At 61.6% G+C, this 18,526-nt stretch carries 20 protein-coding genes; 8 read left to right on the top strand and 12 right to left on the bottom strand.

Annotated elements, in window-relative coordinates:
- Nucleotides 1-4 precede the first annotated feature (4 nt).
- On the bottom strand, nucleotides 5-1,717 hold the full coding sequence (locus AB4O22_RS17810) for a cation:proton antiporter (RefSeq protein ID WP_460096861.1): 1,713 nt from the start codon (nucleotides 1,715-1,717) through the stop codon (nucleotides 5-7).
- Nucleotides 1,718-1,905: 188 nt separating this feature from the next.
- Here AB4O22_RS17810 and AB4O22_RS17805 point away from each other — a divergent pair, with 188 nt between their 5' ends.
- From AB4O22_RS17805 to AB4O22_RS17795, 3 genes are all read left to right on the top strand, one after another.
- On the top strand, nucleotides 1,906-2,145 hold the full coding sequence (locus tag AB4O22_RS17805; RefSeq protein ID WP_003199449.1) for a glutaredoxin family protein: 240 nt from the start codon (nucleotides 1,906-1,908) through the stop codon (nucleotides 2,143-2,145).
- Nucleotides 2,146-2,238: 93 nt separating this feature from the next.
- Nucleotides 2,239-2,559 (top strand): hypothetical protein, encoded by a 321-nt coding sequence (locus AB4O22_RS17800; RefSeq protein ID WP_003199451.1) that lies wholly within the window; start codon nucleotides 2,239-2,241, stop codon nucleotides 2,557-2,559.
- 71 nt (nucleotides 2,560-2,630) lie between these two features.
- A complete protein-coding gene (locus AB4O22_RS17795; RefSeq protein ID WP_460096860.1) occupies nucleotides 2,631-3,521 on the top strand; it encodes a pseudouridine synthase in 891 nt (296 codons plus the stop codon).
- Nucleotides 3,522-3,659: 138 nt separating this feature from the next.
- On the opposite strand, the gene AB4O22_RS17790 is transcribed toward AB4O22_RS17795, so the two are convergent.
- Together AB4O22_RS17790 and mobA are read right to left on the bottom strand one after the other, a co-directional pair.
- Nucleotides 3,660-3,881: a YgdI/YgdR family lipoprotein gene (locus AB4O22_RS17790; RefSeq protein ID WP_003199454.1), complete on the bottom strand. Its 222-nt coding sequence runs from the start codon at nucleotides 3,879-3,881 to the stop codon at nucleotides 3,660-3,662.
- A gap of 75 nt (nucleotides 3,882-3,956) precedes the next feature.
- The gene (gene mobA, locus AB4O22_RS17785) at nucleotides 3,957-4,559 is read right to left on the bottom strand and encodes a molybdenum cofactor guanylyltransferase MobA (protein ID WP_223473075.1); all 603 of its coding nucleotides are present in this window, start codon (nucleotides 4,557-4,559) and stop codon (nucleotides 3,957-3,959) included.
- Between the two features lie 78 nt (nucleotides 4,560-4,637).
- Here mobA and moaB point away from each other — a divergent pair, with 78 nt between their 5' ends.
- On the top strand, nucleotides 4,638-5,177 hold the full coding sequence (gene moaB, locus AB4O22_RS17780; protein ID WP_003199458.1) for a molybdenum cofactor biosynthesis protein B: 540 nt from the start codon (nucleotides 4,638-4,640) through the stop codon (nucleotides 5,175-5,177).
- 22 nt (nucleotides 5,178-5,199) lie between these two features.
- Nucleotides 5,200-6,387: a molybdopterin molybdotransferase MoeA gene (locus AB4O22_RS17775; RefSeq protein WP_161796646.1), complete on the top strand. Its 1,188-nt coding sequence runs from the start codon at nucleotides 5,200-5,202 to the stop codon at nucleotides 6,385-6,387.
- Nucleotides 6,388-6,446: 59 nt separating this feature from the next.
- Here AB4O22_RS17775 and AB4O22_RS17770 read toward each other — a convergent pair whose 3' ends face one another.
- The gene (locus tag AB4O22_RS17770; RefSeq protein ID WP_223524573.1) at nucleotides 6,447-6,755 is read right to left on the bottom strand and encodes a hypothetical protein; all 309 of its coding nucleotides are present in this window, start codon (nucleotides 6,753-6,755) and stop codon (nucleotides 6,447-6,449) included.
- 347 nt (nucleotides 6,756-7,102) lie between these two features.
- Here AB4O22_RS17770 and yegS point away from each other — a divergent pair, with 347 nt between their 5' ends.
- Entirely contained in the window at nucleotides 7,103-8,020 is a 918-nt protein-coding gene (gene yegS, locus AB4O22_RS17765) for a lipid kinase YegS (RefSeq protein ID WP_223473072.1), read from the top strand.
- Here yegS and AB4O22_RS17760 read toward each other — a convergent pair.
- From AB4O22_RS17760 to AB4O22_RS17750, 3 genes are all read right to left on the bottom strand, one after another.
- A complete protein-coding gene (locus AB4O22_RS17760; protein WP_223473071.1) occupies nucleotides 8,004-8,663 on the bottom strand; it encodes a response regulator in 660 nt (219 codons plus the stop codon). The two genes, yegS and AB4O22_RS17760, sit on opposite strands and share 17 nt — an antisense overlap.
- Nucleotides 8,660-9,553 (bottom strand): sensor histidine kinase, encoded by an 894-nt coding sequence (locus AB4O22_RS17755; protein WP_223473092.1) that lies wholly within the window; start codon nucleotides 9,551-9,553, stop codon nucleotides 8,660-8,662. Before AB4O22_RS17755 ends, AB4O22_RS17760 begins: the two co-directional genes overlap by 4 nt.
- Before the next feature lie 233 nt (nucleotides 9,554-9,786).
- Nucleotides 9,787-10,257 carry a hypothetical protein gene (locus tag AB4O22_RS17750; RefSeq protein ID WP_223473070.1) on the bottom strand — a complete coding sequence of 157 codons (471 nt, stop codon included), beginning with the start codon at nucleotides 10,255-10,257 and terminating at the stop codon, nucleotides 9,787-9,789.
- Nucleotides 10,258-10,739: 482 nt separating this feature from the next.
- Here AB4O22_RS17750 and AB4O22_RS17745 point away from each other — a divergent pair, with 482 nt between their 5' ends.
- Together AB4O22_RS17745 and AB4O22_RS17740 are read left to right on the top strand one after the other, a co-directional pair.
- Nucleotides 10,740-11,663, top strand: a complete 924-nt coding sequence (locus tag AB4O22_RS17745) for a chemotaxis protein CheV (RefSeq protein WP_003183670.1) — start codon at nucleotides 10,740-10,742, stop codon at nucleotides 11,661-11,663.
- Between the two features lie 71 nt (nucleotides 11,664-11,734).
- Entirely contained in the window at nucleotides 11,735-12,544 is an 810-nt protein-coding gene (locus tag AB4O22_RS17740) for an MOSC domain-containing protein (protein WP_003199473.1), read from the top strand.
- Between the two features lie 84 nt (nucleotides 12,545-12,628).
- Here AB4O22_RS17740 and ppnP read toward each other — a convergent pair whose 3' ends face one another.
- From ppnP to atuC, 5 genes are all read right to left on the bottom strand, one after another.
- On the bottom strand, nucleotides 12,629-12,913 hold the full coding sequence (ppnP, locus tag AB4O22_RS17735) for a pyrimidine/purine nucleoside phosphorylase (protein ID WP_014337306.1): 285 nt from the start codon (nucleotides 12,911-12,913) through the stop codon (nucleotides 12,629-12,631).
- A 93-nt stretch (nucleotides 12,914-13,006) separates the two neighbouring features.
- On the bottom strand, nucleotides 13,007-13,549 hold the full coding sequence (locus AB4O22_RS17730) for a 3'-5' exonuclease (protein WP_057451016.1): 543 nt from the start codon (nucleotides 13,547-13,549) through the stop codon (nucleotides 13,007-13,009).
- A 62-nt stretch (nucleotides 13,550-13,611) separates the two neighbouring features.
- Nucleotides 13,612-15,582, bottom strand: coding sequence for an acetyl/propionyl/methylcrotonyl-CoA carboxylase subunit alpha (locus AB4O22_RS17725; RefSeq protein ID WP_460096856.1), 1,971 nt, complete (start codon nucleotides 15,580-15,582; stop codon nucleotides 13,612-13,614).
- Between the two features lie 134 nt (nucleotides 15,583-15,716).
- Nucleotides 15,717-16,874: a citronellyl-CoA dehydrogenase gene (gene atuD / locus AB4O22_RS17720; protein WP_460096853.1), complete on the bottom strand. Its 1,158-nt coding sequence runs from the start codon at nucleotides 16,872-16,874 to the stop codon at nucleotides 15,717-15,719.
- 33 nt (nucleotides 16,875-16,907) lie between these two features.
- Nucleotides 16,908-18,524, bottom strand: coding sequence for a geranyl-CoA carboxylase subunit beta (gene atuC, locus AB4O22_RS17715; RefSeq protein ID WP_223473068.1), 1,617 nt, complete (start codon nucleotides 18,522-18,524; stop codon nucleotides 16,908-16,910).
- Between the last annotated feature and the right edge of the window lie 2 nt (nucleotides 18,525-18,526).

Below are 18,526 nucleotides of genomic sequence, written 5' to 3'. Positions count from 1 at the left end.
CGCACTATGGCTCCTTGTCCTGGTTGCCGGGATAAAAGCCGTGGAGCAGGCGATAGCGGTCATGACGAACCTGATCCACATGATGCCGGACCTGCTGCTCCGGCAGGCCGAGCATGATCAGGGCGTGGGAGGCCAGCATCAGGCTCGACTCCAGCAACTCCGGGACCACTTCGCTGGCCCCGGCAGCCTGCAGCTCGGCCAGTTGGCTGTCGTCACGGGTGCGCACCAGGATCGGTACCTGGTGGTTGACCTGTCGGGCCGCCTTGAGCACGGCGATGGCGATGTCGGTCTTGTCCACTGCGATCACCAGCAACCTGGCGCGGCTCAAGCCAACGGCCGCCAGCAGGTCTCCTCGTCGCGAATCCCCATAATGCACGCAGTTTTCCCCGACGGTGGCTTCCTGGATGATCACAGGGTCGTCATCCAGGGCGACGAACGCCTGGCCTTCGCGACGCAGGAACCGTCCGATGGATTGACCGACGCGCCCATAGCCGCAAATGACCACATGGCCGGACAAGCCGGCATTGAGTGCGCTGATCTGGTCCAGTTGCGCCTCTTCGTTGGGTTTGCGATGCAGGCGCGCGGCGATGTGTGGCGCGGCGCGCAGCAACAGCGGGGTCAGTAGCATCGAGCAGAATGTCGCGGCCAGCAGCAGGCCGCTGATGTCAGCGGGCATGAGGCGGTTCTGCTGCATCAGGGCCATCAGGGCAAAGCAGAATTCACCGCCCTGGGCCAGCGCCAGGCCACTGCGCCAAGCGGTTTCAACGTCGCTGCCGCGCCATTTCACCAGGACGGCGACCACAAGGCCCTTGATGAGCATCAAGCCGAGGGTCAACCCCAGGATCAACAAGCCGTCATCTAGGAACAGCTGCAGGTCGATCAGCATGCCGATGCTGACGAAGAACAGCCCCAGCAGGATGTCGCGGAACGGACGAATGTCGGCTTCGATCTGGTGCCGGTAGTGGCTTTCCCCCAGCAGCATGCCCGCCAGGAAAGCGCCCAGGGCCGGCGACAAGCCGAGCAGGTGGGTCAGCCATGCCGTCAGCAACACGATCACCAGGGCCAGTAGCACGAACAGTTCTGCGGACCGGGACGCCGCTACCTCATGGAACAGCCGGGGCAACAGCAGCCGGCTGGCCAGCAGCAGGCCGCCGAACAGAACCAGGGTCTTGCCCAGGGTCAAGGGCAGCGCCCAGTACCACGGGTGGTCGCTGCTGCCGGCGAATACCGGCACCAGGGTCAACAACAGCACCGCGACAACGTCCTGGAACAACAACACGCCGATGGCGTTCTGGCCGTGGCTGCTGAAGATCTCTCCCAGGCTGGTCAATTCCTTGCTGACGATGGCAGTGGAGGACAAGGCCAGTCCTGCGCCGAGCAACAACGCGACGATCACAGGCGCGCCGGCCAACGCCAGCAATCCCGCCAGGACCGCCCCCGAGCACAGCACCTGCAGGCTGCCGAGACCGAACACGACCCGACGCAGTTCGAGCATTTTCGACAGGGAAAACTCCAGCCCCAACGAGAACAGCAGGAACACCACCCCGAGCTCGGCCAGGTCAGGCAGTTCTTCGCTGTCGTTGACCCAGTCCAGCGCGGTAGGCCCGACCGCCAGCCCGACGCAGAGATAACCCAGCACGGGTGGCAGGCGCAGCCGCCTGAACAAGGCGATGACCACCAGGGACGAGGCAAGGATGATCAGCAGGTTGGCAAACAAGGGGAACTCCGTTTCAAGGCTACAACGCACAGCGTAGAGGGGGAAATGCGACAAGCGTCGCTGGAAAAGCATTGGCGCTCAGTGATTTGCATCAGCGTTTTACCGAAACACCTTGAAGCGAGCCAGCGACTCGACGGTTTCCCGGGTCGGGCCTAGAATGACCGTCTATCTTTTTTGGGTCTACCGCCATGCTTCCTGAATGCCAGTTGTTCGGCACCCTGGGGTGTCATCTATGCGAAGTTGCCGAAGGGGTGTTGATGCCTTTCGTCGAACATGGATTGTTGGTGGAACTGGTGGACATCGCCGAGAACGAGGCCTGGTTCGAAGCCTATGAGTTACGCATCCCGGTCCTGCGCAGGATCGATACCGGGGCGGAGCTGGAGTGGCCTTTCGATGACTCCGGCCGGGTGGCTGAATTTCTGCGTTGACCCATTTCCTGGCTTGCCTTCACGCGAGGCCATTGGCGAAAGTCGCATTCTTCGGTTACTGTATGCTTATACAGTTATCTGGAGTGCATCCCCTTGGTCAATGTCGAACAACTGAAAAGCAGCGTGAACAGGATGTCCGCGGACGTTGTGCGCGAGGCAGTCCTGGAGCTGCGCCTGGATGGCTTGGTCACCGAAGGCAAGACCCCCTTCAACAAACTGCATTTCAACACCTGTTTCGCCGAGATCGAAGCGTTGTTCCAGCGTGCCGGCTATCACAAACAATTGGATGTGGTGGGTTACCAGGGCCTGTTGTACGCGCTGTACGATCCAGGTCGCTGGGAGGCGGTGGAAGTGCTGCGCTGGTTGAAAGAGTTCACCGAAGCGGCGGCAAAATCGACGTCAGTCACCGCGTGAGCAATCATTGCTGGGCTGGCCTGTGCGACTGTCGGATAATACCGCCTCGCAACAATGCCTAAGAGTTTTCAATGTCCGGTTCATCGTTTTCCGCCGCTCATCATCAGGCCAGTACGCTGTACCTGCCGCCCGGTTCCTGGCAGACGGTGCTGGAGTGCCTGTGCGAGCATTTCAGCACCATCAGTCGCGAGCAGTGGCTGGACCGGATCGCTCGGGGCCGGGTATTGGACGGGGAGGGCAAGGCCATCCAGGTCGACTTGCCGTACCGTGAAGGCCTGCGCATCCACTATTTCCGTGAAGTGCCCGATGAGAAGCCGATCCCGGTGGTGGAGTCGATCCTGTATGCCGACGAGCACCTGGTGGTGGCAGACAAACCGCATTTTCTGCCTGTCACCCCGGCGGGCGAATACGTCGAGCAAACCTTGTTGCGACGGCTGATCCGGCGGCTGGACAATCCTCATCTGGTGCCCCTGCACCGCATCGACCGGCACACGGCGGGGCTGGTGTTGTTTTCGGCCAACCCGAACACCCGCTCGGCGTATCAGTCGTTATTCCCGACGCGGCAGATCGAAAAACGCTACCAGGCCATTGCCCGCGCATTGCCTGGGCTGACCTTTCCGCGGGTGCATAAAAGCCGGATGATCGATGGCGAACCGTTCTTCCGAATGCAGGAAGGGCCCGGCGAGCCCAATACCGAAACGGCCATCGAAGTGCTGGAAAGGAACGGCGAGTTGTGGCGCTATGGCTTGTATCCGGTTACGGGTAAGAAGCATCAGTTGCGGGTTCACATGAATGCCCTTGGGGCGGGGATCTGCAATGATCCGTTTTATCCTGATGTGCTTCGGGATGTTGAGGATGATTACTCGAATCCTTTGAAGCTGCTGGCTCAAGGGTTGCGTTTTGTTGATCCGGTTACTGGTCAGGACCGGGTGTTCGAGAGTGATATTGTGTTGCGATGGTAGTTTTTTGTTCGGGGTATGGTGTGTATATCCGTTACCAAAAAAACGGATATACACCCAAAACCAAGCCCAAAAAAAACGGCGCTCCCCTCTTCAGGAAGCGCCGTTTTTTCTAGCGACTTAGGGCAGCAGCGTTACAGATTACAAATCCTTAACGGTACGAACCTGATCCTTGTTCACGCGAGTCTGCTTGCCATCCAGTTGCTCGAATTCGTAGAAGCCGCTTTCTTCATCGTAATGTGGGGTATCGACGGCCTGGATTTCGCGACCGTCATTCAAGGTGATCACTGTTGGCGAAGCGCACCCGGCAAGGGTGGCGAGGCCCAGAGCGAGCATGAACGTGGCGAGGGTCCGTTGTGTCATGGTGTTTCTCCGAAATGGATTCTTCAAGTTACTGACCTTCAGACGTATACATTGCGCGCAAGTTCCTGGCTAGTGTCAATCTGACACGCCTTTGTGTTGGGCCAGCAGTTCCGGGGTGTTCAGATTTGCCAGCCGCGGATCGTCGGCAGGGCATTGCAATGCAACCGCGTGCAGTGCGCGCATGATACGACCGGGGCTGCGTTCGCCTTCGCGCCAGGCTTGTTCGAAGCTTGATGCCAGGGACAACGGGATGACACACAACAGCGGCTCCCAATGCTCGCCGTGCCGCACCATCAGCGGCTTGTCGGGGTGCTGGCTGGCCGTCTTGCGCATATTGTCGAGCAGGCTCGAGTCGATTTGCGGTACGTCGCACGGCAGCACCAGCAAATACGGATGCTTCGCAGCCTTGAGGCCTGCCCGGATACCTGCCAGTGGCCCGGGAAAGTCGTCTTCCTCGTCATGCACCAACTGATCGGCATACATCGCATAATGTTGCGGGTTGCGGTTGCAGGAGATGATCAGGTCATCGCTCATGGCCCGGGTCTGGCGATGCAGATGGGCAATCAGCGGTTCGCCCTGCCACGGCACCAGGCCTTTGTCCTGGCCGCCCATGCGTTGTCCGCGCCCGCCCGCCAAGAGCAGGATGGAGCAGGGTGGCAGTGACGTATTCGAGGTCATGGCGTGTCTCCGCACGGGCGAAAAAATGAAGCGCTGTGATATAACACCGGGCTGTTTCCTTCACAACTGGACGAGCCTATGAAAGCCAAGGCTGATGTACCTTTCGTGCCGCTCAATATCGCGGTACTGACTGTCAGTGATACCCGTACCCTGGAAACCGATACGTCCGGGCAGCTCTTCGTCGATCGGCTCACAGCGGCCGGCCACAACCTGGCGGAGCGGGTCCTGCTCAAAGATGATTTGTACAAGATCCGGGCGCAAGTCGCGACCTGGATTGCCGAGGACGTGGTGCAGGTGGTGCTGATCACCGGCGGCACCGGTTTCACGGGGCGTGACAGTACGCCGGAAGCCGTCACGTGCCTGCTGGACAAGCAGGTCGATGGCTTTGGCGAGTTGTTCCGACAGATATCCGTGGCCGACATCGGCACTTCCACCGTGCAGTCCCGCGCGCTGGCAGGCCTGGCCAATGGCACGCTGGTGTGTTGCCTGCCGGGTTCGACCAACGCGGTGCGTACCGGATGGGATGGCATCCTGGGCGAACAACTGGATGTGCGGCATCGGCCGTGCAACTTCGTGGCTCATTTGAAACAGGCAGCGCCTTGTGAATCTCGCGGGTAAACCGGGCAAGGCCGGCGCCTTGATGGCCGTTGAGGTCGCGTTGGAGCGACTGCTCGAGATGGCTGCGGCCACGCCGATCGTCCAGCGCGAGCATTTGCCTTTGGCCGCGGCGCTAGGGCGAGTGCTCGCCGAGGATCTGGTGTCGACCCTTGATTTGCCGCCATGGCCCAACAGCGCCATGGACGGTTATGCCTTGCGGCTGGCTGACTGGAACGGCGAGCCGTTGAAGGTCAGCCAGCGGATTTTTGCCGGGCAGGCCCCGGAGCCGCTGGCCGTTGGCACGTGCGCGCGGATCTTCACCGGGGCGCCAGTCCCTGCTGGCGCCGATTGCGTCGAGATGCAGGAAAATGCCGTGGTTGAAGACGACCAGCGGGTGCGGTTTACCGAGTCCATGGTCGGCGGACAGAACATTCGCCCCCAGGGGCAGGAAACCACCGTCGGCGAGCAGGTTCTCTCTGCCGGTACTCGCCTGGGGCCGATCGAGCTGGGGCTTGCGGCCTCCTTGGGCTGTGCATCGCTGGACGTGGTGCGCAAAGTCCGCGTCGCAGTCCTGTCCACGGGGGATGAGTTGGTCGAACCCGGTCAGGCGTTGGGCCCAGGCCAGATCTATAACAGCAACCGCGTGCTGCTGTGTGGCTGGCTGCAACGCATGGGTTGTGAAGTGATTGACGCGGGTATCCTGCCCGACGATTTATCGGCCACCCGCGAGCGTCTGGCACAGTTGTCTGATGTCGATCTGATCCTGTCCACCGGTGGAGTATCGGTAGGGGAGGCGGACTTCCTGGGCATCGCCTTGCGCGAGGACGGCGAGCTGGCGTTATGGAAACTCGCCATCAAGCCGGGTAAGCCGCTGACGTTCGGGCATTACCGTGGCGTGCCGGTCATAGGCCTGCCTGGAAACCCTGCCTCGACCCTCGTGACTTTCGCACTGCTGGCGCGGCCCTACCTGTTAAGACGCCAGGGCGTTCTGTCGGTGGCGCCGCTCAAGTTCAAGGTGCCGGCCGGTTTCGCCTGGCCGAAGGCAGGCAGTCGACGAGAATACTTGCGAGGCCGCATGGAGAATGGTCGAGCGATCATCTACCGCAATCAAAGCTCGGGTGTCCTGCGCAGCGCCGCCTGGGCCGAAGGGTTGGTCGAAGTGCTTGAGGGACGGACGCTGGTGGAGGGCGATGAAGTGGGCTTCATTCCCTTGAGCGAAGTCCTGGGCTAACACTGTGGCAGGTGTTCTGCGGCCCGAGCCGGATCCTCGGGCCTTCACGCGCCTCACCTTCATCGTGTGAGCAGCATCACCACCTGATCGAATCGATTGTTCGCAATCCAGCCCAGCAGGCCGAGCACCACCGCTGCAGCGCCAGCCGAATAGGCCAGCCTGTGGCGGATCACCTTTACGTCGGTGCGAATTTCATCCATGTCTTTGCGGATGTATTTGAGGTGGGTTTCCAGTTCAACGACGCGCGGTTCCAAATCAATTCCTCCAACGGGATTACTGCAACTTTTGCATTCGTTCTGAGTATCGGCCCGCCCGCTTCCAAGGGGCGCGCGCTGCTGGGGCAACAGCTTGTATTCACGGTTATGCATGGGACGGATCATCCCCTTGGCCATAACTGTTCGAACGACTGATCCGGCCCCAGCGGGCCGTGACGTATCCATCCATGGGTAATTGCTTCCTTGTCTGATGAGGGTTTTAGCGTTCCAGCAAAACAGAAGACCAAGGTGTCTCAATACCGCTAGAGGGTCAATTGAGCTGATTCGCCAGATCTTGTAAGAAAACTCTTCGAATCAAGACGTCCCGGTCGAACGAGCTGCCCTGCGGGTTTTCTCCCGGGGGCAAGCCTTCCTGCTTTTTTAATAAATTGAGATGTTTCGGGCTTTTTCGCTCGAATGAGCGGTCCCATTTCCTGAACCTTCCAATGACGGAGACAACGATGAGCAAAGGCAAGGCGCTGTTGATTTTGCATGGCAAGCAAGCGCTCAACGAAGAGGTTCGCGCGGCAGTGATGCTCAAGCGCGAGCAGGGCTGGGACCTGGCGGTACGGTTGACCTGGGAGGCGGGTGATGCCCAACGATGCGTCGATGAGGCGCTGGAGGCCGGTTATACGCGACTGATCGCCGGCGGCGGTGATGGGACCTTGCGTGATATCGCTGAAGCGATCGTCCTCCATTCGAGTGATGCCAGCCTGGTATTGCTACCGCTGGGCACGGCCAACGATTTCGCCCGGGCGGCCGGTGTTCCGTTGGAGCCCGCGCAGGCCCTGGATTTGCTCGACGTTGCGCCGCAGGTCGTAGATGTGGGTGAAGTCTGCGGTCGGATTTTCCTGAACATGGCCACCGGCGGTTTCGGCAGTCAGGTGACCGCGAACACTTCCGAGGACCTGAAGAAAGTCCTGGGAGGCGCCGCCTACCTGTTCACCGGCCTATCGCGATTCAGTGAGCTGAGTGCCGCCTACGGTGAGTTGCAAGGCCCCGATTTCCACTGGCAGGGCGATTTGCTCGCGCTGGGTATCGGCAATGGCCGGCAGGCAGGGGGGGGCCACGTGCTGTGCCCGGAGGCGTTGGCCAATGATGGGTTGCTGGACATCAGCATCTTGCCGGCGCCTCAGGAAGTGGTCAGTACGTTGAAGGACTTGCTGGCGGGTGGCCTGGGCATCGACAACATGTTTGTCCGCGCGCGCTTGCCATGGGTGGAGATCAAGGTCGCGCAAGGCCTGGATATCAATCTCGATGGCGAGCCGCTGCAGGTAGACACCCTGCGCTTCACTGTCCACCCAAAAGCGCTGCGCGTGCACCTGCCGTCCGATTCGCCGCTGTTGGGCGGCGCGACGGCGCTCAATCGTCCAGGCTGATGATCTGTTCGCGCACCGCGAACAGCACAAGGCCGGCCACGTCATGGATCTGCAGGCGCTTCATGATTTGCGCCCGGTGGGTTTCCACGGTCTTGATGCTCAGGTTCAGGCCATTGGCTATTTCCCGGGTGGACTTGCCGCGCACGATCAGCCGCAGTATTTCCAGCTGGCGTGCCGTCAGGTTATGGGCCCGGGCAGGGTCCGCCTGATGCTTCTGGACGCGGGTCAGCGCCTGGTTGATCACGGTATGGGCGATGGCCGGGCTCAGGTAGCGTTCGTTGTTGCGCAGCGCCTCCAAGGCGTGTTTCAGCTCATTGGCGGTGGTGTCCTTGAGCAGGTAGCCATGGGCGCCGGATTCCAGCGCCTGCATGATCAACGACGGATCCGTATGCATGGACAGGATCAGTACCTTGCTGTGGGGGCGTGCCCGCTTGAGCTGTTGCAAGGCGTCCAGGCCGCAGGTGTCCTTCATGGAAATGTCCAGCAGCACGATATCGGGGTTCAGCCGTTCGACCAGTTCGAGCAATTGCGTGCCATCACTGGCTTCGCCAATGACGGCATAGCCCGGGATATCCATGACCAGCGCGCGTACGCCGGCCCTGATCAGGGAGTGGTCATCTACCAGAAGCAAATTACAAATCAAAGGAAAACCTTATTCTTACTGGCTCGTTCCAGGGCTCGCGGTGCCCAGGGGAAGCGTGCTTCGATGTGCGTGCCCTTGCCGGCCTCGCTGATGACCTTGAGGGTGCCGCCCAACTGTTCGACCCGCTCCGACATGCCGGCCATGCCCCGTTGACCTTCGCGAGCGGGGTGGGTGGCCGGGACAAACCCTTGGCCATCGTCGCTGATCAGCAGGGTCAGGCCGTCAGGCAGGCGTTGCAAGCGTACCAGCAGATTCGTCGCTCGGGCATGACGCAAGATGTTGGTGACCGCTTCCTGGGTGATCCGGAACACCGCGACCGACATTTCCTCCGGGATGCCTGCCATGCGCTGTTGGCAATCGAGGCTCCACTTCACCGGGGCATTGGCCAGCGTCTTGAGCAGGTGCGCCCGCAGGCTGGCCTCCAGTCCGAGGCTGGTCAGTTGCCGGGGGTTGAGGATCGCCGATACGTCGCGGACCTTGTTGAGGGTTTCGTCCAGGGTCTCGCAGAGTAGCGCGCATTGGCCTTGCAGTTCTTCCGGTGTCCGCCGCTTGAGCCATTCGCCTTGCAGTTTCGCCGCGGTCAGCAACTGGCCAATGTCGTCGTGCAGTTCGCGGCTGAGGCGATGACGCTCGTTTTCCTGGACCTCAAGCAACCGGTCGGCCAGTTCCTGGGGCTGGAACTTGATGGATTTGCGTGACAACCGATGGTGGATCCAGACACAGGTCATGGCCGCCACATTCAGTGCCAGCAGGCTCAACGGCACCGTAGGGGCGAACAGGTAGGCCAGCAGGCAGCCGACGGCCGAGCAAATGCACAGTAATAATGTGAAGCGACGGGCGTTTTCTCGGGAGGGAGGCCAGGTGATGAGTGACTTGAGGCTGGCGTACATAGCGGATGGAGCCAATGAATGTTCGCTGCGGGCTGGCCGGTCAGCGCATCTGACAGGCCCGGTCGGGTAAACGTTTCAGGTCGAGGGCAGCTTCGGTCGGCGGCTTTTACGGCGCTGTCTTGAAGTGGCTGACGCGCGAGATAGTACCACTTCACCTATCGTTGGTCGCGTTCGGCATGGCGCGGTGTAAGCGCTACGTACCAGGCACGCAGCACTGAGCCGGCATCATCGTCTCAGGCTTGTTTCTGGGAGTAGGGTACCAACGCCAGCGGACGTGACGCTGCCGATGCCTGGTCGGGGCTCTGGCCTACCTGGAAAGCGAATGCCTCGATCAACAAGGTCTGTTCGCTGCTGTCCAGGCCCAACTGGCCGGTGGTGTGATCGACCAGTTCCAATTGCCAGGCCATCAGGGTCAAGCAATCCTTCAGGGCGTCCAAGGCCTGGTCATGCAACTCCATGTGGTTTTGCGCGTGACTGAGCAAGCCATGAATATGCAGTGAAAACTCCGAAACGGCTTCCAGCGCCAGGGCATTGGCCTTGTTCGACAGTTTCAGCAAGGTGCTGAGCATGCAATCGATGGCGTCCTTGTCGTTGTTGATCAATTGCAGATGACTCAGGCATTCCTCCGACTTGGCCAGCAGCGTCTCGGCCTCGATCAGAAGCTCGGGAAGACGCTGGCTCCAGTTCCTACGATCGTTCGGCATGCTTATCTCCACAACATCATGTCAGGCGAAAGAAACCCGCTTATGGCGAACGGCTGGATCTCAAGGTCGACCGCGGTCGGACGCACAGCGACACGTCCCTGCCGTTTAGCGAAAGTGAATTCGCAAACAATTGCACGGGTGGGATCGGCCGAAAGGCTGGAGGTCCGATGTCCTGTGGTCGCGCACAAAAGCCTGACTCCGTTCAGCAATGAGAATGGCGTCACATTAATGGCTATTGGATAACGGGAATATCAGGTTGGACCTGATTGTGCCTAGGGGAATCCCTTAGACAGGGGAACTTTGCACGCAAACCCGGGTCGCGCGGCAGAGAAAAGTTGCAGATGAAGTCATGAAGCCAGTAAAGCATGATGTTAATGTGACATCAATGCCCCGCGCTTGTATTTTATCCGGGGGTCAAGATTCGGCTCGTGCAGCCGATATCTCATTCATTGGATTCATCCGAACAAGCCCAGGAGTCATCGATGGCCGGCATTCTCGACACAGTAGATCAACGAACCCAACTGGTGGGTGAGAATCGCCTGGAAATTCTCATGTTCCGCCTGGCGGGTCGACAGTTGTTCGCCATTAACGTGTTCAAGGTCCAGGAAGTCCTGCAACTGCCGAAACTGACCCTGATGCCGCAGCGCCACCCGTTCGTGTGTGGCGTGGTCAATCTGCGGGGCCAGACGTTGCCGGTGATCGACCTGTCCCAGGCCATTGGCATGCGTCCGCTGGTGCCGGGCCCCAACAGCACCATTATCGTGACTGAATACAACCGCTCGGTTCAGGCATTTTTGGTGGGCGGCGTCGACCGCATCGTCAACATGAACTGGGAAGCCATCCTGCCACCGCCGACCAGCGCTGGCCGTGAGCACTATCTGACGGCCATCAGCAAGGTGGACGATCAGTTGGTGGAAATCATCGACGTGGAAAAAGTCCTGGCCGAAATCGTGCCGTACAACGCCAAGGTCTCCCGGGACAAGCTCGAAGACCCGGTGCTGGAGCGCGCCCGTGGTCGCGAAGTGTTGCTGGTGGACGACTCCAACGTCGCGCTCTCGCAACTGCGCGATACCCTGGGGCAACTGGGCGTGAAAATGCACATTGCCAGCGACGGCCTCAAAGCCCTGAACATGCTCAAGGCCTGGGCCGATACCGGCGAGGTGATGACCGATAAATTGCTGATGATCTTCACCGACGCGGAAATGCCGGAAATGGACGGCTACCGCCTGACCACCGAAATCCGCAACGACCCGCGCTTGCGTGGGCTCTATGTCGTACTGCACACCTCGCTGTCCGGCAGCTTCAACGATTCGATGGTCAAGAAGGTCGGTTGCGACAACTTCCTCTCCAAATTCCAGCCGGACAAGCTGGTCGATGTGGTGCGCCAGCGGCTGATGCTCGACTGAAGCCGATGGTGGTTTGCTTCAATGGCCGGCTCGTATAAGGTGGCATTTTTTCGCCACCAGGGAAGTTGACCATGTTGCGGCTGAGCGCGCTGTATCGGTATCCGTTGAAGTCCGGCAAGGGCCAGCCCTTGCAAGGGATCGGCCTGGACAAGCTCGGGCTGGACGGTGACCGGCGCTGGATGCTGGTGGATGAGGGCACGGGGCGTTTCCTGACCCAGCGCGCCGTGGCGAAGATGAGCCAGCTCTCAGCCTCGTGGAACGAAGCGGGCGGCCTGACGCTCAGCGCGCCGGGCCATGGCGCCATCGACGTGCCGCTACCACCAGTGGTGGAGGAACAGCGGCGCGGGGTGATCATCTGGCGTGACACCTTGCGTGTGCCGGATGCCGGTGACGAGGCCGCGGCCTGGGTCAGCGAGTTCATCGGCAATCCTACCCGCCTGGTGCATGTGCCGGTGGATCTGGCGCGTACCACTGCCGCCGGTTATGGCAAGGATGACGACAAGGTTGCCTTTGCCGATGGTTTCCCCCTGCTGCTGATTGGCCAGGCGTCCTTGCAGGACCTGTCGAACCGGGTCGGTCGTTCGCTGGAAATGTTGCGCTTTCGCCCCAACCTGGTGGTCGAGGGCAGCGAGGCGTTTGCCGAGGACGGCTGGAAGCGCATTCGTATCGGCGAGGTTGAGTTCCGGCTGGTCAAGCCATGCTCACGTTGCATCATGACCACGGTCGATCCGCAAACCGGCGAACGCGATCCGAATCGCGAACCCTTTGCCACGTTGCAGCAATACCGTTCGACACCGGACGGTGCGATGTTCGGCCAGAACCTGGTCAACGACAGCAACGGCCGGCTTGAAGTCGGCATGCCGGTTGAAGTGCTCGAATAAAAAGATCCGTAAACAAAAATGCCCGTGTCACTGGACACGGGCATTTTTGTTTATAACTCAACCGCTTTTGTGATGAGGGCAGGCTTAGCCGCGGTACTCACACAGGTAAGCGGTATCGACGGCCACTTTGAGCTGGAACTTGCTGTTGGCCGGAACATTGAACTGGCTGCCGGCCTCGAAGGTTTCCCAGTCGGTGCTGTCAGGCAGCTTCACGGTCAGCGCGCCGGAGACCACGTGCATGATTTCCCGTTGGGCCGTGCCGAACTCATATTCGCCCGGTGCCATGACGCCGATGGTCGCAGGGCCTTCGGCTGTGCCAAAAGCGATCGACTTGACGGTGCCGTCGAAGTACTCGTTGACTTTAAACATGGGCGATTCCTCGAAAAAGGGGCTGAAAAAGGCCGGCCAGTATGCACAAGGCTGCAACATTCGTCATCTGCCGCACTGGGAGGTGGCTGCCGCTCAACCCGGAAGCACCAAGGGCAACAACCGCGCGGTATTGCGCGCGTCTTCCAGCGCACGGTGCTGTTGACCGCAGAATTGCAGGCCAGCCAGTTGCAGCGCGCCATTGAGCCCCAACGGTCGCTCCAGCCGACGGGCCTTGGCGAAGCGTTGCTTGAGGTTCATGTGCGGTACCTGGCCGAGGACACTGTGCAACTGCTGGTGCTGCCATTCCTGAAGCAGTTGCTTGCGGTCGTAATCGCCCCAACTGACCCAGCTTTCCAGCTTCGACTGATACGGCGCCAGCCAGCGCTCGAACGCCGGCCAGACCTCGGTCAAGGGCGCGGCACTGTCGATATTGGCCTGGGTGATGTGGGTCAGTTCGCGACAGAAGGGCGTGAGCAGCGGTCGCCTCAGGGGCCGCACGAAGCGCTGGAAATGATCCACTTCGCGGCCGTCACGATTCACCAGCGTGGCGCCGATTTCGATAATTTCCATTTCGGTTACCGGCCAGCCACCTTCATCGGTGGTGGCCTCCAGATCAATCACCAGCCAGTGAGGCATTGCAGGGTTCCCGGTATCGGCGTGCTGATGGGTTTGAGCGTAGTCAAACCCTCGGCATCCGACTAGTGGGCTGTTTCAACGCGCAACAAAACCTGGCGGTTTTTCACCTGGTCCCCCTGCGTGACCTGCAATTGCCTGACCACGCCGTCGACGCCTGCCTTGAGTGGGTGCTCCATTTTCATGGCTTCAAGCACCATGAGCAGTTGGCCTTGGCGCACCGTGCTGCCTTCGCGGACCAGCAGCTCGACAATGGCGCCGTCCATGGGCGCCTTGAGCGTGCCGTCGCCGGGGCTGGTCTTGGCGGCGATGGGGGCCAGGGTTCGATCTTGCAGGTGCAGGCCGCCAGGGCGGGTGAACAGCCAGAGATCGTTGCCATCGAGTCGCCAGGAATGCCGCCGGCGAATCCCATCGATCATCAGTGTCGCGCCATGGGGATCAGCGTCGAGCAGCCTCAGTTCGATCAAGCACCCGGCACTGCGTATGTTGAGTGTGCCGTCGGCTTCGGCCACCAGGCTCAGCGTCCAGTCGTGCTCCCCGACGCCGATCCGGTAGTGCAGCGCCGCGCCGATGCTGTTGCGCCATCCGCCCAGGCCCGGTGCGCGTTGTGCTTGCGAGGCCAGATAAAACGCCGCCGTGGCGATGGCGAGTTGTTCGGCAGAGGGATCGAGGGGCTGGAGCGCCCCATGATTGGCAAAGTGCTGCCCGATGAATCCGTTGCCGAAGTCGCCGTCGATGAACCGCGGGTGTGCCAGCAACCCGACGAGCAGTCGCTGGTTGCTCTGCACGCCAAGCAGTACGCAATCCTCCACCGCTCGCAACAATTTGCGTCGGGCCTCCTCGCGAGTGGCGCCGTGGACGATGAGCTTGCCCAGCATCGAATCGTAGAACGGCGTGATGGCCTGGCCCTCCAGCAGGCCGTGGTCAATTCGCACGCCGTCCCGTATGGGCGGCTCCCAACCGATCAACTGCCCGGTCTGAGGCAGGAAATCGGCCGCCGGGTCCTCGGCGTACAGCCGCACTTGCATGGCATGGCCGCTGAGCGTCACCTGCTCCTGGCGCAGGGGCAGCGGCCTGCCGGCGGCGACGTCCAATTGCCAGGCCACCAGATCCAGGCCGGTGATCAACTCGGTGACCGGGTGTTCGACCTGCAGGCGCGTGTTCATCTCCAGGAAGTAAAACCGACCGTCCGCAGCGAGCAGGAACTCCACGGTCCCGGCCCCGACATATTTCACTGCGCGCCCCACCTTGAGTGCCGCATCGCCCATGGCCTGGCGCAGGTCGGCGGTCATGACCGGGCAGGGCGCTTCCTCGATGACTTTCTGGTGGCGCCGCTGGATCGAGCAGTCCCGTTCGCCCAGATGGATCAACTGACCGTGGTGGTCGCCGAAAATCTGCACTTCCACATGCCGCGGATCGATCAGGGCCTGTTCGAGGATCAACTCGTCGCTGCCAAAACCGTGCAGGGCTTCCGAGCGCGCGCTGCGCAACTGCTCCAGCAGGTCCTCGGCCCTCTGGACCAGGCGCATGCCTCGGCCCCCGCCACCGGCGCTGGCCTTGATCATCAACGGGTAGCCGATGCGCCCGGCTTCGCGCTGCAGCGTGTCGTCGTCCTGGGCGGCGCCCTGGTAACCGGCGATGCAGGGAACGCCGGCTTCAATCATGGCGATTTTTGCCCGGCGCTTGCTGCCCATCAGGTCGATGGCCTCGGGGCTGGGGCCGATGAACACGATGCCGGCCGCTTCGCAGGCCCTGGCGAACCCGGCATTTTCCGAAAGAAAGCCGTAGCCGGGATGGATCGCATCGGCCCCGCAGCGCCGGGCTGCATCGAGAATCGCCGAGGGGTTGAGGTAGGACTGCTGCACCGCGGCCGCGCCGATCAGCACGGCTTCATCGGCCATGCGCACGTGCAGCGCATCGGCGTCAGCCTCGCTGAACACCGCCACGGTGCGATAGCCCAGCGCCTGGGCGGTGCGCTGGATCCGGCAGGCGATTTCGCCACGGTTGGCGATGAGGATTTTGCTGAAGGCGGGCATGGGGTCATTCCTGGGTTTTTGCGGTGTCTGTCTGGGCCTCATCGCGAGCAAGCTTTGCTCCCACAATGCCCGGTGAGTGCATTCAGCTGTGGGAGCAAAGCTTGCTCGCGATGGCGGTCTGGCAGGCGATGTACTCAGTTTTTCTTCCCCGGCAAAATCCCCATGAGCTTGCAGATGATGCCCAGCATGATCTCGTCCGCACCGGCACCTATGGACACCAGCCGCACGTCGCGATACGCCCGGGCGACCGGGTTGTCCCACATGAAGCCCATGCCGCCCCAGTATTGCAGGCAACTGTCGGTGGTTTCCCGGGCCAGGCGTCCGGCCTTGAGCTTGGCCATCGACGCCAGCCGCGTGACGTCCTGGCCGTTGATGTACTGCTCGGTGGCCTGGTAGACCAGCGCCCGCAGGCATTCGATCTCGCTGGCCAGTTCCGCCAGGCGAAAGTGGATCACCTGTTTGTCGATCAGGGCCGCGCCGAAGGTCTTGCGTTCCTTGCAGTACGCGATGGTGCTGTCGATGCAATGCTCCAGGCCCTTGAGCATGTTGGCCGCGCCGAACAGGCGTTCTTCCTGGAACTGCAGCATCTGCATCATGAACCCGGCGCCTTCCTGGCCGATGCGATTGCGTTGTGGCACCCGCACGTCGTCGAAAAACACCTGGGCGGTTTCCGAGCTGCGCATGCCGAGTTTGTCCAAGTGCTGGCCGAGGCTGATGCCGGGGCTGTGCATCGGCACCATGATCAGCGATTTGTTGACGTGGGGCTTGTCGTCCGAGGTGTTGGCCAGCAGGCAAATGAAATCGGCGCTGGGTGCATTGGTGATCCACATCTTGCTGCCGTTGATGACGTAGTCGTCGCCGTCCTTGCGCGCCGTGGTCTTGAGGCCGGCGACGTCGGAGCCGGCGCCGACCTCCGAGACGCCGATGCAGCCGACCTGTTCGCCGCGGATGGCCGGGCGCAGGAACGCTTCACGCAACTCATCGGAGCCGAAGCGGGCCAGGGCCGGGGTGCACATGTCGGTCTGGACGCCGATGGACATGGGCACGCCGCCGCAATGAATGGTGCCGAATTCCTCGGCCGCGACGATCGAATAGCTGTAGTCCAGGCCCATGCCGCCGAAGGCAGCTGGTTTGGAAATGCCCAGCAGGCCCAGCTCGCCGGCCTTGCGGAAAACCTCGTGGATGGGGAAACGCCCGGCCTTCTCCCATTCGTCGACGTAGGGGTTGATGTCATGCTCGACAAACTGGCGGACGGTGCGCCGCAGTGCTTCGTGTTCCTGGGTGAAGATCATTTCTAGTGTTCTCCTGTGAGCCGTGGAGCGTCCTCAGAAACGGGCCACGCCGAAGCTGTTGGCTTGCAGTGGCCGCTGCTCGGCCTCGTGACAGATGTCTAGCAGGTAGCCCAGCAGTGTGCGGGTGTCGCGCGGGTCGACGAGCCCGTCGTCCCACAGGCTGGCGCTGCCGTAGAGAGCGGTGGACTGGCTGTCGAGTTTCTGCGCGGTGGTTTGCTCGAGCAGGTCCAGCATCTTCGGGTCGGGGGTCAGGCCGTTCTTGATCTGCGTGGCCTCGGTGACCATGCGCAGGACCTTGCCGGCCTGGGCGCCGCCCATCACTGCCGTATGGCTGTTGGGCCAGGCGAAGATGAAGCGTGGGTCCAGCCCACGCCCGCACATGGCGTAATTGCCGGCGCCGTAGGAGCCGCCCACCACGACGGTCAGCTTGGGCACTCGGGCATTGGCCACGGCCTGGATCATCTTGGCGCCGTGCTTGATCACCCCTTGTCGCTCCGACTCGGTGCCGACCATGAACCCGGTGGTGTTGTGCAAAAACAGCAACGGCGTGCGGCTCTGGTCGCACAACTGGATGAACTGCGCGGCCTTGCTGGCGCCTTGCGGCGTGATCGGTCCGTTGTTTCCGATCAGGCCGCAGGCGTGGCCGCGAATGTGCACGTGGCCGCAAATCGTCTGGGCGTCGAACTCGCTTTTGAAGGCCAGGAAATTCGAGCCGTCGGCGATGCGGGCGATGATTTCCTGCACGTCATAGGGTTTCTTCGGGTCGTCGGGGACCAGTCCCAATAATTCGTCGGCGGGGTAGAGCGGTTCCGTCCACGTCCGTTCGAGCTGTGGCGGCAGTTGCGCATTCCAGGGCAGCAGGCTGAGGATCTCCCGGGCCAGGCGCACGCCGTCGGCGTCGTTCTCGGCCAGGTATTCGGCGGTGCCGGCCACCTGCGCATGCATCTGTGCACCGCCCAGTTCCTCCTCGCTGGCCACTTCGCCGGTCGCGGCCTTGAGCAGCGGCGGCCCGGCCAGGAACAGCCGCGCCTTGTCGCGCACCACCACCACGTAATCCGACAACCCTGGCTGATAAGCCCCGCCTGCGGTGGCCGAGCCATGCACCACGGTGATCTGTGGCAGGCCCATGGCCGACATGCGTGCCTGGTTGGCGAAGCAGCGCGCGCCTTCGACGAAAATCTGCGCCGCGTAATTGAGATTGGCGCCGCCGCTTTCGGCGAGGGTGATGACCGGCAGTTTGTTCTCCATGGCGATCTGTTGCAGGCGCAGGGTCTTGTACAAGCCGCTGGGGGAAATCGTGCCGCCCTTGATTGCGCTGTTGTTGGCCACCACCAGCAGCCGCACCCCGGACACGTAGCCGATCCCGGCGATCAGGCCGCCGCCGGCCTGGCTGCCGTCCTTGTCGTCATGGAGTTTGTAGCCGGCCAGGCTCGCCAGTTCGAGGAACGGCGCGCCAGGGTCCAGCAGCAGGTTCAGGCGCTGGCGCGGCAACAACTGGCCGCGCTGGTCGAACTTGCCCTGGGCCTGGGCGGCTTTCTCCAGCACGGCCTGTTCGAGCTGGCGCAGCTGTTCGACACCAGCCAGCATCGCCGCGTGGTTGCGTGTGAAGTCAGCACTGTGGGGATCAAGGTGCGATTCGATGACTGGCATTG

Source organism: Pseudomonas sp. S3_B11, from assembly GCF_054667715.1.
Note: the sequence above shows the minus strand (reverse complement) of the source record. Positions and strands in the feature narration are given on the sequence as shown.